At 60.7% G+C, this 12,577-nt stretch carries 11 protein-coding genes; 2 read left to right on the top strand and 9 right to left on the bottom strand.

What is annotated here, in order from left to right; genetic code table 11:
- Positions 1-10 precede the first annotated feature (10 nt).
- Positions 11-1,198 (top strand): aminotransferase class V-fold PLP-dependent enzyme, encoded by a 1,188-nt coding sequence (locus tag AD659_RS05625; RefSeq protein WP_053119114.1) that lies wholly within the window; start codon positions 11-13, stop codon positions 1,196-1,198.
- A gap of 270 nt (positions 1,199-1,468) precedes the next feature.
- On the opposite strand, the gene AD659_RS05620 is transcribed toward AD659_RS05625, so the two are convergent.
- Genes AD659_RS05620 through zwf form a run of 3 tightly spaced genes read right to left on the bottom strand, consistent with a single transcriptional unit; the run spans position 1,469 to position 4,321 of the window.
- Entirely contained in the window at positions 1,469-2,134 is a 666-nt protein-coding gene (locus AD659_RS05620; RefSeq protein WP_053119112.1) for a bifunctional 4-hydroxy-2-oxoglutarate aldolase/2-dehydro-3-deoxy-phosphogluconate aldolase, read from the bottom strand.
- 17 nt (positions 2,135-2,151) lie between these two features.
- Positions 2,152-2,865 (bottom strand): 6-phosphogluconolactonase, encoded by a 714-nt coding sequence (gene pgl, locus AD659_RS05615; RefSeq protein ID WP_053119111.1) that lies wholly within the window; start codon positions 2,863-2,865, stop codon positions 2,152-2,154.
- Positions 2,852-4,321 (bottom strand): glucose-6-phosphate dehydrogenase, encoded by a 1,470-nt coding sequence (gene zwf / locus AD659_RS05610; protein WP_053119109.1) that lies wholly within the window; start codon positions 4,319-4,321, stop codon positions 2,852-2,854. The genes pgl and zwf overlap by 14 nt, the downstream gene beginning before the upstream one ends.
- A 196-nt stretch (positions 4,322-4,517) precedes the next feature.
- Here zwf and AD659_RS05605 point away from each other — a divergent pair, with 196 nt between their 5' ends.
- Positions 4,518-5,378, top strand: a complete 861-nt coding sequence (locus AD659_RS05605; protein WP_172681709.1) for a MurR/RpiR family transcriptional regulator — start codon at positions 4,518-4,520, stop codon at positions 5,376-5,378.
- 154 nt (positions 5,379-5,532) lie between these two features.
- On the opposite strand, the gene AD659_RS05600 is transcribed toward AD659_RS05605, so the two are convergent.
- The 6 genes from AD659_RS05600 to AD659_RS05575 form a co-directional block, all read right to left on the bottom strand.
- Positions 5,533-6,387 carry a D-hexose-6-phosphate mutarotase gene (locus AD659_RS05600; protein ID WP_053119105.1) on the bottom strand — a complete coding sequence of 285 codons (855 nt, stop codon included), beginning with the start codon at positions 6,385-6,387 and terminating at the stop codon, positions 5,533-5,535.
- A gap of 309 nt (positions 6,388-6,696) precedes the next feature.
- Positions 6,697-8,043 carry a carbohydrate porin gene (locus tag AD659_RS05595; RefSeq protein ID WP_053119103.1) on the bottom strand — a complete coding sequence of 449 codons (1,347 nt, stop codon included), beginning with the start codon at positions 8,041-8,043 and terminating at the stop codon, positions 6,697-6,699.
- A gap of 132 nt (positions 8,044-8,175) precedes the next feature.
- Entirely contained in the window at positions 8,176-9,336 is a 1,161-nt protein-coding gene (locus AD659_RS05590; protein ID WP_053119101.1) for an ABC transporter ATP-binding protein, read from the bottom strand.
- A gap of 2 nt (positions 9,337-9,338) precedes the next feature.
- Positions 9,339-10,184, bottom strand: coding sequence for a carbohydrate ABC transporter permease (locus tag AD659_RS05585; protein WP_053119097.1), 846 nt, complete (start codon positions 10,182-10,184; stop codon positions 9,339-9,341).
- On the bottom strand, positions 10,177-11,085 hold the full coding sequence (locus AD659_RS05580; RefSeq protein WP_003198535.1) for a carbohydrate ABC transporter permease: 909 nt from the start codon (positions 11,083-11,085) through the stop codon (positions 10,177-10,179). The genes AD659_RS05585 and AD659_RS05580 overlap by 8 nt, the downstream gene beginning before the upstream one ends.
- 179 nt (positions 11,086-11,264) lie before the next feature.
- Positions 11,265-12,566 (bottom strand): ABC transporter substrate-binding protein, encoded by a 1,302-nt coding sequence (locus AD659_RS05575; RefSeq protein WP_053119095.1) that lies wholly within the window; start codon positions 12,564-12,566, stop codon positions 11,265-11,267.
- Positions 12,567-12,577 lie beyond the last annotated feature (11 nt).

Here is a 12,577-nt window from a genome sequence, read left to right as displayed (position 1 = left end):
GAGACCCGCCATGCCCGAAAACACGTTACGCGCCCACGACGAAGCTTTCTGGAAAACCTTTGTCGACCGCTACGACATCGATCCTGCCGGGCCGCTCAACCTGGAAAACGGCTACTTCGGGCGCATGTCCCGCACCGTGGTGGAGGAATACCAGCGCAACATCGAGTTCATCAACCGGGGCAATTCGGTGTACGTGCGCCAGCATTTCGACCAGGAGCACGGCGAAGCCATTCGGCGGCAGGTGGCCCGGCTGATCCATGCATCCCCCCAGAGCGTCGGGTTGGCCGGCAGCGCGGTGGATGCCTTGCAAACGTTGATTCGCAACTACAACCGCCTCAAGCCGGGCGATCAGGTACTGATCTGTGACGTGGAATACGCCTCGGTCAAAAGTGCCATGCGTTGGCTGGCCCGCCAGCGTGGCGTGGAGGTGATCGAAATCGTCCACCAGCACCCCGCCAGTTTCGAACGCCTGGTGGGCACTTATCGCGAAGCGTTCATTCGCTACCCGCGCCTCAAACTGATGGCGCTGACCTACGTCAACCATCTCACCGGGCTGGTGATGCCGGTCAAGGCCATTGCCGAGAGCGCCCGGGAGTTTGCCGTCGATATCATCCTCGACGGCGCCCACGCCCTGGGCCAGATCGATTTCGACCTGAAGAAGCTCGGAATCGAATTTGCCGGTTTCAACCTGCAGAAGTGGATCGGCGGCCCGCTTTCCCTGGGCTTCCTGTACATCGCCCCGCAGCGGCTGGCCGACATCGACCCGGACATGGACGAAGACAGTTACCCCGCCACCGATGTCCGCTCACGCACGCCCCACAGCACGCCGAACATCCCGGCCTTGCTGACCCTGCCTCTGGTTTTCGAAGAACACCGGGCCCTGGGCGGTGCCTTGGCCAAAGGCGCGCGCCTGTGTTACCTGCGCGACCTGTGGGTGAACGCCGTGCGCGATGTGCCGGGCATCGAAGTCATGACCCCGGATGACCGGCGCCTCTATTGCGGCATCACGGCGATGCGCTTCACCGGCCATGCCGATCAACAGGCGATGGCCGATCGACTGCTCAATGAGCATGGGATCTTCACAGTGGTGCGCAACACCAGCGTCGGGCCGTGCATTCGCGTTACTCCGGGGTTGATTACCTTGGCGAGTGATATCGAGCGGTTGACCCAAGCACTTACTCACCTGAGCCGTACCTAGCTCCCTTGCTCCCGCTGGGCTCTGTAGGAGCTGGCGAAGCCTGCGATCTTTTGATCTTGATCTTTCGCTCTCGACTCAATTGTCAGTGGAAAGATCGCAGCCTCGTTGCACTCGTCAGCTCCTACACAGCTCCTACATGCAGCCCAGCGGGAGCAAGCTCCCTCGCCACAGGAAATCTGTGCAGGCATAAAACCCCAGGCAAAAAAAAACGGTGCGCCGACCAAGCGCACCGTAAAACCGTAGAACACCCAACGAGGTTCGGTAAATCAATCAGTCCAGCAGCGCCAAGGCCTCGGCGGTGCATTCCTGAATGCGGGCCCAGTCGCCGTTCTTGATCCACTCCGGATCAAGCATCCAGCTTCCGCCCACGCACATCACGTTTTTCAACGCCATGTAGCTCTTGATGTTGGCTGGGCTGACGCCGCCGGTCGGGCAGAATTTCACTTCGCCAAATGGGCCGCCCAAGGCCTTGATGGCCGCGACGCCGCCGCTGACTTCGGCCGGGAACAGTTTGAAGCGGCGATAGCCCAGGCCGTAGCCTTCCATGATGCCCGAGGCGTTGCTGATGCCTGGCAGCAAGGGGATCGGGCTGTAGACGCTGGCCTCGAGCAGATCACGGGTGATGCCCGGGGTGACGATGAACTGCGAACCGGCCGCCTCGGCCGCGGCCAGCATGTGGCGGTCGAGCACTGTGCCGGCGCCGGTTACCAGTTCCGGACGCTGCTCGCGCAGCACCTGGATGGCCTTGAGCCCGTATTGGGAACGCAACGTCACTTCCAGCGCCGTCAGGCCACCGGCGGCCAGGGCATCGGCCAGCGGCAGGATGTCCTGTTCACGGGCGATGGTGATCACCGGCAGGATCCGCGCCTTGGCGCAAAGGCTGTCGATCAGGGCAACTTTGTCCGCCATGGAAACGGTCGGGGATGGGTTTGTCATAGCGGCTGATCCTTGGTTCATGGGCACCAGTAAATCTCTAACGTAGGTTGCAAAAACGCGCGGATCGGCATCTCGGCGACATCGTCACCCGCCACCGCGGCGTTCAGGGTGGTCAATTTCGACTGACCGGAAATCGACAGCACTTTGTGTTGCGCCGAGGCCAGCAAGGCACGGCTCATGGTCAAGCGCTGGTGCGGCACGGTCGGCGCCAGCATCGGCCAGCAGCGTCGTACGCCATTGGCGTCCAGGGCCTGGGACAGGTTCGGACTGTCGGGGAACAGCGAGGCGGTGTGCCCGTCATCGCCCATGCCCAATACCAGCACGTCGATGGGCGGCAGCTCAGCCAGCAAACGATCGGCCTGCTCGGCAGCCGCTTCCAGGTTGGCGCTGGCGCTGTAGAGGCTCAGGAACTGGGCCTTGGCCGCGGCGCCTTGCAACAGGTAACGCTTGAGCAGGCCGGCGTTGCTGTCGGCGTGTTCAACCGGTACCCAGCGTTCGTCAGCCAGGCTGACCACGACCTTGGACCAGTCCAGCGCCTGCTTGGCCAGGTGCTGGAAAAACGCCACCGGGCTGCGGCCACCGGAGACCACCAGGGTCGCTGCACCGCGCGCGTCGATCGCACTGCGCAACTGCTCGGCCACCTTCAGCGCCAGGCCTTCAGCCAGCAGCACCGGGTTCTTGAATTCATGGGCGCTGACGCCCTGCGGCAGTTTCACTTCAGATATCGCCATACCATGACCTCCCATCCCGCGTGATCAGTGCAATGGAGCTCATCGGCCCCCAGGACCCGGCCGCATACGGCTTGGGCGCATCGCCGGATTTTTTCCACCCGGCGATCAACTGGTCACACCACGTCCACGCGGCTTCAATTTCATCTTTACGGACAAACAGGTTCTGATTGCCGTTCATGACTTCCAGCAACAACCGCTCGTAGGCATCGGGAATACGTGCGCTGCGATAGGTGTCGGAGAAGTTGAGTTGCAGCGGACCGCTGCGCAATTGCATGCCCTTGTCCAGACCCTGCTCCTTGGTCATCACCCGCAAGGAAATCCCTTCGTCCGGTTGCAGGCGGATGATCAGCTTGTTGCTGATCTGCAAGCGCTGCTCAGGGGCGAAGATGTAGTGGGACGGTTCCTTGAAGTGGATGACGATCTGCGACAGCTTCTGCGGCATGCGCTTGCCGGTACGCAGGTAAAACGGCACACCGGCCCAACGCCAGTTGCGGATGTCGGCGCGCAGGGCGACGAACGTCTCGGTGTCGCTCTGCGTATTGGAATTAGGTTCTTCAAGGTAGCCAGGCACCGACTTGCCCTCGCTGTGGCCGGCAATGTACTGGCCGCGCACCACCTGGGTGGTCAAGCCTTCCGGGCTGATTGGCGCCAGGGCCTTGAGCACCTTGACCTTCTCGTCACGGATGCTGTCGGCGGACAAGTCAGCCGGAGGGTCCATGGCGATCAGGCACAGCAGCTGCAACAGGTGATTCTGGATCATGTCGCGCAGTTGGCCAGCCTTGTCGAAATAACCCCAGCGACCTTCGATACCGACTTTCTCGGCCACGGTGATTTCCACGTGGGAGATGTAGTTCTGGTTCCACTGGGTTTCGAACAGGCTATTGGCGAACCGCAGCGCGATCAGGTTCTGGACCGTCTCTTTGCCCAGGTAGTGGTCGATGCGATAGGTGCGGTTTTCCGGGAAGAACTGTGCCACGGCATCGTTGACCTTGCGCGACGACTCCAGGTCCGAACCAATGGGTTTTTCCAGCACGACACGGGTGTTTTCGCTCAAGCCGACCTTCGCCAGGTTCTCGCAGATCGCTCCATACACCGCCGCCGGGGTGGCGAAATAGGCAATGACCTGCTGGGCCGAACCGGCCGCTTCGGCCAGGGCGACGTAATCGTCGGCCTTGAGGAAATCCACGTGCAGATAGGACAAACGTGCGAGGAAGCGCTCGAGCACGGCTTCGTCCAGGTCTTTTTCACCCACGTAGCGACGCAGCTCGGCAGTGATGAATGCCAGGTGCTGTTGCTCGCTGCCGGGTTCACGGGCCAGCGCAATGATCCGCGTGTCCTCGTGCAGCAACTGGGCGCCATCGAGCTGGTACAGGGCAGGAAAGAGCTTGCGCAAGGCCAGATCGCCCAACGCGCCGAACAAGGCAAAGGTGCACGGTTCAACCGTAATCGAAGGCATGATGTTTGTTCTTTTATCAAGTTAAACTACAAATACCTTTTTTCAAGGCATCACTCAAGGAAAAATGTAGTAATAACCACAACATTTTTCGAAAATACCGATTCCGAGTGGTGGTCCGTCGGAGCCATCAGTAGGATAGGCCACCGCAAAGGGTCGTATCAAAGACCCGTCTTCCTAGGAATCTTGTATGGACCGCGTGCGAAACTTACTGGAACAGATCCAGAGTCGCCTTGAAGACCTGAACAAGGCCGAACGCAAGGTGGCCGAGATCATCCTGCTTAACCCACAGCAGGCGACCCGCTTCAGCATCGCCGCCCTCGCCCAGGCCGCTTCGGTCAGCGAACCGACCGTCAACCGTTTCTGCCGCTCGTTCGGCGTCAGCGGTTATCCGGAACTCAAGCTGCAATTGGCCCAGAGCCTGGCCAGCGGCGCCGCTTATGTCAGCCGCGCGGTGGAGGCCGATGACAACCCGGAAGCCTATACCCGCAAGATCTTTGGCAGTGCCATTGCCTCATTGGACAGCGCCTGCCAGGCCCTTGATCCCAATTTGATCAGTCGCGCCGTGGATTTGCTGATCCAGGCCCGGCAGATCCACTTCTTCGGCCTCGGCGCCTCCGCCCCGGTGGCGCTGGATGCCCAGCACAAGTTTTTCCGTTTCAACCTGGCGGTAACCGCTCACGCCGACGTGCTGATGCAGCGCATGATCGCGTCGGTGGCCCATACCGGCGAGCTGTTCGTGATCATTTCCTACACCGGCCGCACCCGCGAGCTGGTGGAAGTGGCGCGCATCGCCCGGGAAAACGGCGCCTCGGTGCTGGGCTTGACCGCCGAAAATTCGCCGCTGGCCAAGGCCAGTACCCTGAGCCTGAACATTCCCCTGCCCGAAGACACGGACATCTACATGCCGATGACCTCGCGGATCATCCAACTGACCGTGCTGGACGTGCTCGCCACCGGCATGACCCTGCGTCGAGGCGTGGACTTCCAGCCGCACCTGCGCAAGATCAAGGAAAGCCTGAATGCCAGCCGGTATCCGGTGGGGGATGAGTTCAACTGATTCGATCCAGAATCCTCGGTGTCTGATGGTCCCTTTTCGCGAGCAGGCTCGCTCCCACACTGGATCTTTGATGTTCACAAAAACCCTGTGGGAGCGAGCCTGCTCCGGGCGGCGATCCGACGATGAGGCCAGCAGCCTCACCCAATAACCTGAATCAAGCCCCCACCCGCGCCTGCAAACTCAGGTGCGCCCGCTCCCCCGGCGCCAGGCACAGGCTGTCGGTGCCGCCACTGGCCGCTTCGACACAGACAAACTCGCTGATCTCATCCCAACTCACCCCCAGCAACGGCCGCGCGCCGGGATGCCAGACCACGGTGTCGGCGCTGTCGCCGGTGTCGATGCACAATTCGCGCTGCCACGCGTGGTCCTTGAGTTGCAATTCGCCCTCATGCTGGAACACCCGCTGGCAGCCGCCCTCGACCCGCAACTCGCCTTCCTGCTGGCAAACCGCACGGTTCAATTGATCGTAACCCTGGGCACCTTCGAGCCCAGACAGCGCTACCTCGCCGACGTCACCAATACGCCAGTAAGCGTGCAAAGCCTGGCTCAACTGGCACGGCAGGCTGTCCTGGTGCTCGGTGCTCAAGCGCAGCTCCATGCGCTCACCCAAGTCGGCGTGCAGGTCCACTTGCCAATCGCACAGTTGCAGTTGCCAGTGCAAATGCACACCGTCTTCATCGCTGCGGCTGTCGAGCAGCTTCCAGTCGATCAACCGCGCCCAACCGTGGGACGGCCAGGCGTTTTCGCTGGGATGGCGGCCATACCACGGCCAGCACACCGGCACCCCGCCGCGGATCGCCCCGACTTGTGGCCACTTGGCCGCGCACCACAACCAGGGTTTCTGGCCACGCGGCTGGAAGTGCAGCAACTGCGCGCCCTGGCGACTGAACACCGCCTGGCACAACGGGTGATCGATCACCAACACATCGCGCTGCCGATAGCGCTCCCACGCGAACACCGGGCGTTCGCGCAAGGATCTGAAAAAGCGTTGTAGCGGATGCTCATGCATGGGCCGCGGTCCTGGAAATCATTCAATACTCAACGTTGGTACGACGCTTTTTTGTGGCCAGAGATTGCTCCCGATCGGCTGTGTAGGAGCTGCCGAGCGAAGCGAGGCTGCGATCTTTCCACAGCCCATTGAATCGAGAGCGAAAGATCACAATCAAAAGATCGCAGGCTTCGCCAGCTCCTACAGAGCCCAGCGGGAGCAATCTCTGGCCACAGGTTCTGCACAACCCAACGCTCGCCGCAAAAAAAAGCGGACAGCCTTGGCTGTCCGCAAATATGCGCACATAGAGAGGAGCTTATCGCAACAGCGTTAGAACACCGACTGAATTTTCAGGCCGGCCACCAGCGCGTTGTCGACTTCATCCACACCACCCGGGTGAGTAATGTACTGCAGGTTCGGACGCACGGTCAGCCAGTTGGTGACGTGGAAGCCGTAGTTGATTTCGTAGTTGTACTCGGTGCTGCGCAACGGCGCGAACAGCGGATCGTCGTAGTCGCTGACACCATTGGCGGCGTTGACCAGCTCAGCGTTTTTCTTCACGTCTTCGTTGACATGGATACGCGAGAAACCGATGCCGACATCGTCTTTTGGACGTGCATCGAACGGCCCCTTGTACACGAACATCAACGACTGGTAGTTGTCGACGACGTTGGTTTCCTTGTCATGGAAGGTGGCGTTGGCCGCGATGTTCAGGCCGCGCGAAGCATCACCGTTGTGGCTGGTGAGCTGTTGTTGCACGACGAGCCAGTAGCCGTCCTTGCTGCTGTGGCTGCGATAGGCGTTGCGGGTGGTCGCAGCGTCGTTGCCATCCTCGTCTTCACGGACGTCGTCAGCCTTGGCTGTACTTTTGTAGTAACCGACACGGTACTCGCCCGGCAGGTTATTGATCTTCGGCGACCAGACCAACTCGACCGGAATGAGAGTACCCTTGGTACCGCTGCCGCTGAGCTTGTAGCGGTTGTTGTTTTCCAGCTGCGAAGGGTTCTGGTTGTAGGCACCGATCTGCGCATAGAGCTCAGGCGTGAGGTTGTATTTGACGCGAATCGCCGCCTGCATGATCGGCCAGTTGTACCAGATGCCGGTCGCCCAGTTACCCGCTTGTGAACCGCAGAACGCCAGGTTCTGGAATTCACACGGGAAGGTGTTGAAGTCTTCGCCCTCACCGAAATAACCGGCTTTGACATCCAGCTTGCTATCGAAGTATTTCTGCTTGATCCACAACTGGGTCAGACGCGTGGTTTGTCCACGGCCCCAGACTTCCTGGGAAGAACTGAGGGTACCGGCACGTGGATCACCGATGCGGTCGTTGGAGATGTTGCGACCGTCACGCCGGGTGAACTGGATCTTGGCTTCCGTATCGCCCCAGCCCGCCAGTTTTTCCAGGTCGAGCGCGACCCCAAGGCCAAACTGCTGGGACCAGCGCGCAGTCTTGTCATCGTTGTAGCCGCCGTGGAGGTTGGCACCCATCTCACCGACGAAGTCCGCCTTGATATCGATACCTTGCTCGATCAGCTTGGTCCGTTCGCCGCCCCAGTCGCCCGTCATCCACTTCGAGTCGGCGCTGAACGCGTCGGCTGCGTGTGCGCTACCGGCCAGCATCATCGCCGCAACGGCTGATAACTGGCAGATAAGCTGGGCATTGTTTTTCTTTTTCATCCCTACATCCTCGTCTTTATTTATTGTTATTAACTGTTTTTATCTAACGCGGTTTACAACGATTGCGGCGAATGTCCCCATCCACCGCATACTCCTTTCCTGTGGGAGCAGGCTTGCTCCCACATTCATTCTTCAACGGCCTTTGAACTGCGCCACGTTCGCCGTTCGGGCATCTGTTTGCGGCTGGCCGGCCACACCCAGGCGCTCGCCGGACTGGGCGTCGAACAGCAGCACTTTCGACGGATCGAATTGCAGCGTCAGGGTTTCCCCCGGTTGCGGTGCCACGTCCGGCGCCAAACGGCAGCAGACCTTGGTGTCGTTGAGGTTGACGAATACCAGGGTGTCCGGCCCGGTAGGCTCGGTGACCTGGACTTCAGCACGAATGGTCGGCAGGCCATTGGGCTCGCTGCCCGCCAACGCGATCTGTTCCGGACGCATGCCGAGGATCACTTCGCGGTCTTCCAGGCCGGCGTCCTGCATGCCCAGCGGCAGCTCGCAACGGGCCTGGCCGCTGTCGAGCAACGCCAGCAGGCGACCGTCCTTGCGTTGCAGGCGCAGCGGGATGAAGTTCATCGGAGGCGAACCGATGAAGCTCGCCACGAACAGGTTGGCCGGGTTGGTGTAGATGTCTTTCGGCGTGCCGAACTGCTGGATGATCCCGTCCTTCATCACCGCCACTTTGTCGCCCAGGGTCATGGCTTCGATCTGGTCGTGGGTCACGTAGACCGTGGTGGTCTTCAGGCGCTGGTGCATCAGTTTCATTTCGGTGCGCATCTCGACCCGCAGCTTGGCGTCGAGGTTGGACAGCGGTTCGTCGAACAGGTAGATCTTCGGCCGCCGCGCCAGGGCCCGCCCCATGGCCACGCGCTGTTGCTGGCCGCCGGAGAGCTGGCCGGGCTTGCGATTGAGCAGGTGCTCGATCTGCAGCAGCTTGGCCACGCGGTTGACTTCTTCGTCGATGTCCGACTGTTTCATCTTGCGGATTTTCAGGCCGAACTCGATGTTCTCGCGCACGCTCATGGTCGGGTACAGCGCGTAGGACTGGAACACCATGGCGATGTCGCGATCCTTCGGGCTCATGCCGCTGACATCCTGGTCACCGATCATGATCGCGCCGCCGGTAATGGTCTCCAGGCCAGCGATGCAGTTCATCAGTGTCGACTTGCCGCAGCCCGAGGGTCCGACGAGGATCAGGAACTCACCGTCCTTGATCGACAACTCGATGTTCTTCAGGGTGTCCGGCAGGCCGGCACCATAGGTCTTGTTTACGTTGCGAAGTTCAAGCGTTGCCATGATTACCCCTTGACTGCGCCGGCCGTCAGGCCGCGCACGAAATACTTGCCTGCCACCACATAGACCAGCAGGGTCGGCAGCCCGGCGATCATCGCCGCCGCCATGTCCACGTTGTATTCCTTGGCCCCGGTACTGGTGTTGACCAGGTTGTTCAGCGCCACGGTGATGGGTTGCGAATCACCGCTGGAGAACACCACGCCGAACAGGAAGTCGTTCCAGATCTGCGTGAACTGCCAGATCAGGCAGACCATGATGATCGGGGTGGACATCGGCAGGATGATCCGCCGGAAAATGGTGAAGAACCCCGCACCGTCCAGTCGCGCCGCCTTCACCAGTGCATCGGGAATGCTCACGTAGTAGTTGCGGAAGAACAGCGTGGTGAAGGCCAGGCCGTAGACCACGTGCACGAACACCAGGCCCGTGGTGGTACTGGCCAGGCCCATCTTGCCGAGGGTGAACGAGGCCGGCAGCAGGACGGTCTGGAACGGCAGGAAGCAGCCGAACAGCAACAGGCCGAAGAACAACTGCGAACCGCGAAAGCGCCACATCGACAACACGTAGCCGTTCAAGGCACCGATGGCGGTAGAGATCAACACCGCCGGGACGGTGATCTTGATCGAGTTCCAGAAGTAGCCGTCGACCGTGGCCCAGGCCTTGACCCAACCGATGCCACTGACCACGGTCGGCCAGCTCAGCAGGTTGCCGGAGCTGATGTCTTCCGGGGTCTTGAAGCTGGTCAACAGCATGACCACCAACGGCACCAGGTAAAGCACTACGGCGAGGATCAGCACCGCGTAGATCGCGATGCGACTCAGGCTGATGGAAGGTTTGGCAGCGAGACTAGTCATGACGCTTGGTCCTCAGCTCGGAGTACAGGTAAGGCACGATGATCGCGAGGATCGCGCCGAGCATCAGGATTGCGCTGGCCGAGCCCATGCCCATCTGGCCGCGACTGAAGGTGAACGAATACATGAACATCGCCGGCAGGTCGGAGGAATAACCCGGGCCACCGGCCGTCATCGCCGCCACCAGGTCGAAGCTCTTGATCGCGATGTGCGCCAGGATCATCACGGCGCTGAAGAACACGGGGCGCAGGCTCGGCAGTACCACTTTCCAGTAGATGCGCGGCATGCTCGCGCCATCGATCTGCGCGGCACGGATGATCGATTGATCGACACCGCGCAGGCCGGCCAGGAACATCGCCATGATGAAGCCCGAGGCCTGCCACACCGCCGCGATCACCAGGCAGTACACCACCCGATCCGGGTCGATCAGCCAATCAAGGCGGAAGCCTTCCCAGCCCCAGTCACGCAACAATTTGTCCAGGCCCATGCCTGGGTTGAGCAGCCATTTCCAGGCCGTACCGGTGACGATCATCGACAACGCCATCGGGTACAGGTAAATGGTGCGGATAAAACCTTCGCGACGAATGCGCTGGTCGAGAAATACCGCCAGCAGTACGCCGATCACCAGGGTGATGCCGATGAACAGGCCACCGAACAGCGCCAGGTTCTTGCTCGCCACCCACCAACGGTCGTTGTCCATCAGCCGCGCATACTGCGCCAGGCCTGCCCACTTGTAGTTCGGCAGGAACGTCGAGGTGGTGAACGACAGGACGAACGTCCACAAGATATAGCCATAGAAGCCCACCAGAACGATGAACATGCTCGGCGCCAGCACCAGTTTCGGGAGCCAGCGCTGCAATGCATCGAACGGCGAGGCCTTGCTGAACACAGCAACAGAACTCATGGGAAGATCCAGTACAAGAGAAAAGGACTACAGAACATTCCCAATGTGGCAGCGAGCTTGTGTGGGAGCTGAGCTTGCTCGCGATGAAGGCACCTCGGTCTTTCTAATGACCGCGTTATCGTTCATCGCGAGCAAGTTTTGCTCCCACAGCCTCGCTCCCACAAGGGAAGCGGCGCTAGTTACTTCGCAGACTGAACCGCTGCGCCGAGTTTCTTGGCAGCGTCGGCCGGGTCGGCTTTCGGGTCGTTGATGTAATTGGTCACCACATCGAAGAACGCACCCTGTACCGCCAGCGTGGTCGCCATGTTGTGCGCCATGCTCGGCTGCAGGCCGCCGGACTTGGCGTCCGTCAGGAAGTCCTTGGCCGCGGTCTGGGCGCAGGAATCGAAACCGTACTTGGCCATGTCGCCCAGCATGTCGTTGCGCACCGGGATCGAGCCCTTGTTGATGCTGAAGACTTTCTGGAAGTTCTCACCCAGCACGACCTTGGCGATATCCTGCTGACCCGCCGCAGTGCCCTTGTCTTTCTGTTTGAACACCGCCAGGGAGTCGATGTTGTAGGTGAAGGCCTTGTCGGTGCCCGGGAAGGCCACGCACTCGTAGTCCTTGCCGGCGACTTTCTTCGCCGCGGTCCACTCGCTCTTGGCCCAGTCACCCATAATCTGCATGCCGGCCTTGCCGTTGATGACCTTGGCCGCTTCCAGGTTCCAGTCCTGGCCCTTGCCGTCGGCGTCCATGTAGGTCGCGACTTTCTTCAGCTCGGTCAGCGCCTTGACCATGTCCGGACCGGTCAGGGCCTTGTCATCCAGGTCGACCAGGGCCTTCTTGTAGCCATCGGCGCCCATGACCGAAAGCACCACGGCTTCGAACACGGTGCTGTCCTGCCAAGGCTGGCCACCGTGGGCAAGCGCGATGAAACCCGCGGCCTTGAGCTTGTCGCCAGCGGCGTAGAACTCTTCGAGGGTGGTTGGGTTCTTGGTGATGCCGGCTTTCTTGAAGACTTCCGGGTTGATCCACAGCCAGTTGACGCGGTGGATGTTCACCGGCACGGCGACGTAGTCACCTTCGTACTTCACGGTGTCGGAGACTTTCTTGTCGAGCAGGCTGTCCCACTTCTCGGCCTTGGCCACGTCCTTGAGGATGTCGGTGTCGAGCAGCCCGGTGGATGCCCATTCCTGGATGTCCGGGCCCTTGATCTGGGCGACACCCGGTGGGTTGCCGGCCACGGCACGGCTCTTGAGCACGGTCATGGCGGTGGAACCGCCACCGCCGGCGACAGCGCCGTCCTTCCAGGTAAAGCCGTCTTTTTCTACCTGGGCCTTGAGCACATCGACCGCGGCTTTTTCACCACCCGACGTCCACCAGTGGACGACTTCCACGGAACCTTTGGATTCGGCGGCAAGGGTGGTGACAGGGAAGGCTGCGACGGGAAGCAGGGAAGCAAGAGAAATGACAGTAGCGAGGCGAGAAATCGCATTCATCTAGAATTACC

The organism is Pseudomonas thivervalensis, from assembly GCF_001269655.1.
GTDB classification, from domain to species: Bacteria; Pseudomonadota; Gammaproteobacteria; order Pseudomonadales; family Pseudomonadaceae; genus Aquipseudomonas; species Aquipseudomonas thivervalensis.
Note: the sequence above shows the minus strand (reverse complement) of the source record. Positions and strands in the feature narration are given on the sequence as shown.

Coding starts and splice junctions, on each gene's coding strand:
- AD659_RS05625 (WP_053119114.1), top strand. CDS start 11: ATGCCCGAAAACACGTTACGCGCCCACGACGAAGCTTTCTGGAAAACC.
- AD659_RS05620 (WP_053119112.1), bottom strand. CDS start 2,134: ATGACAAACCCATCCCCGACCGTTTCCATGGCGGACAAAGTTGCCCTG.
- pgl (WP_053119111.1), bottom strand. CDS start 2,865: ATGGCGATATCTGAAGTGAAACTGCCGCAGGGCGTCAGCGCCCATGAA.
- zwf (WP_053119109.1), bottom strand. CDS start 4,321: ATGCCTTCGATTACGGTTGAACCGTGCACCTTTGCCTTGTTCGGCGCG.
- AD659_RS05600 (WP_053119105.1), bottom strand. CDS start 6,387: ATGCATGAGCATCCGCTACAACGCTTTTTCAGATCCTTGCGCGAACGC.
- AD659_RS05595 (WP_053119103.1), bottom strand. CDS start 8,043: ATGAAAAAGAAAAACAATGCCCAGCTTATCTGCCAGTTATCAGCCGTT.
- AD659_RS05590 (WP_053119101.1), bottom strand. CDS start 9,336: ATGGCAACGCTTGAACTTCGCAACGTAAACAAGACCTATGGTGCCGGC.
- AD659_RS05585 (WP_053119097.1), bottom strand. CDS start 10,184: ATGACTAGTCTCGCTGCCAAACCTTCCATCAGCCTGAGTCGCATCGCG.
- AD659_RS05580 (WP_003198535.1), bottom strand. CDS start 11,085: ATGAGTTCTGTTGCTGTGTTCAGCAAGGCCTCGCCGTTCGATGCATTG.
- AD659_RS05575 (WP_053119095.1), bottom strand. CDS start 12,566: ATGAATGCGATTTCTCGCCTCGCTACTGTCATTTCTCTTGCTTCCCTG.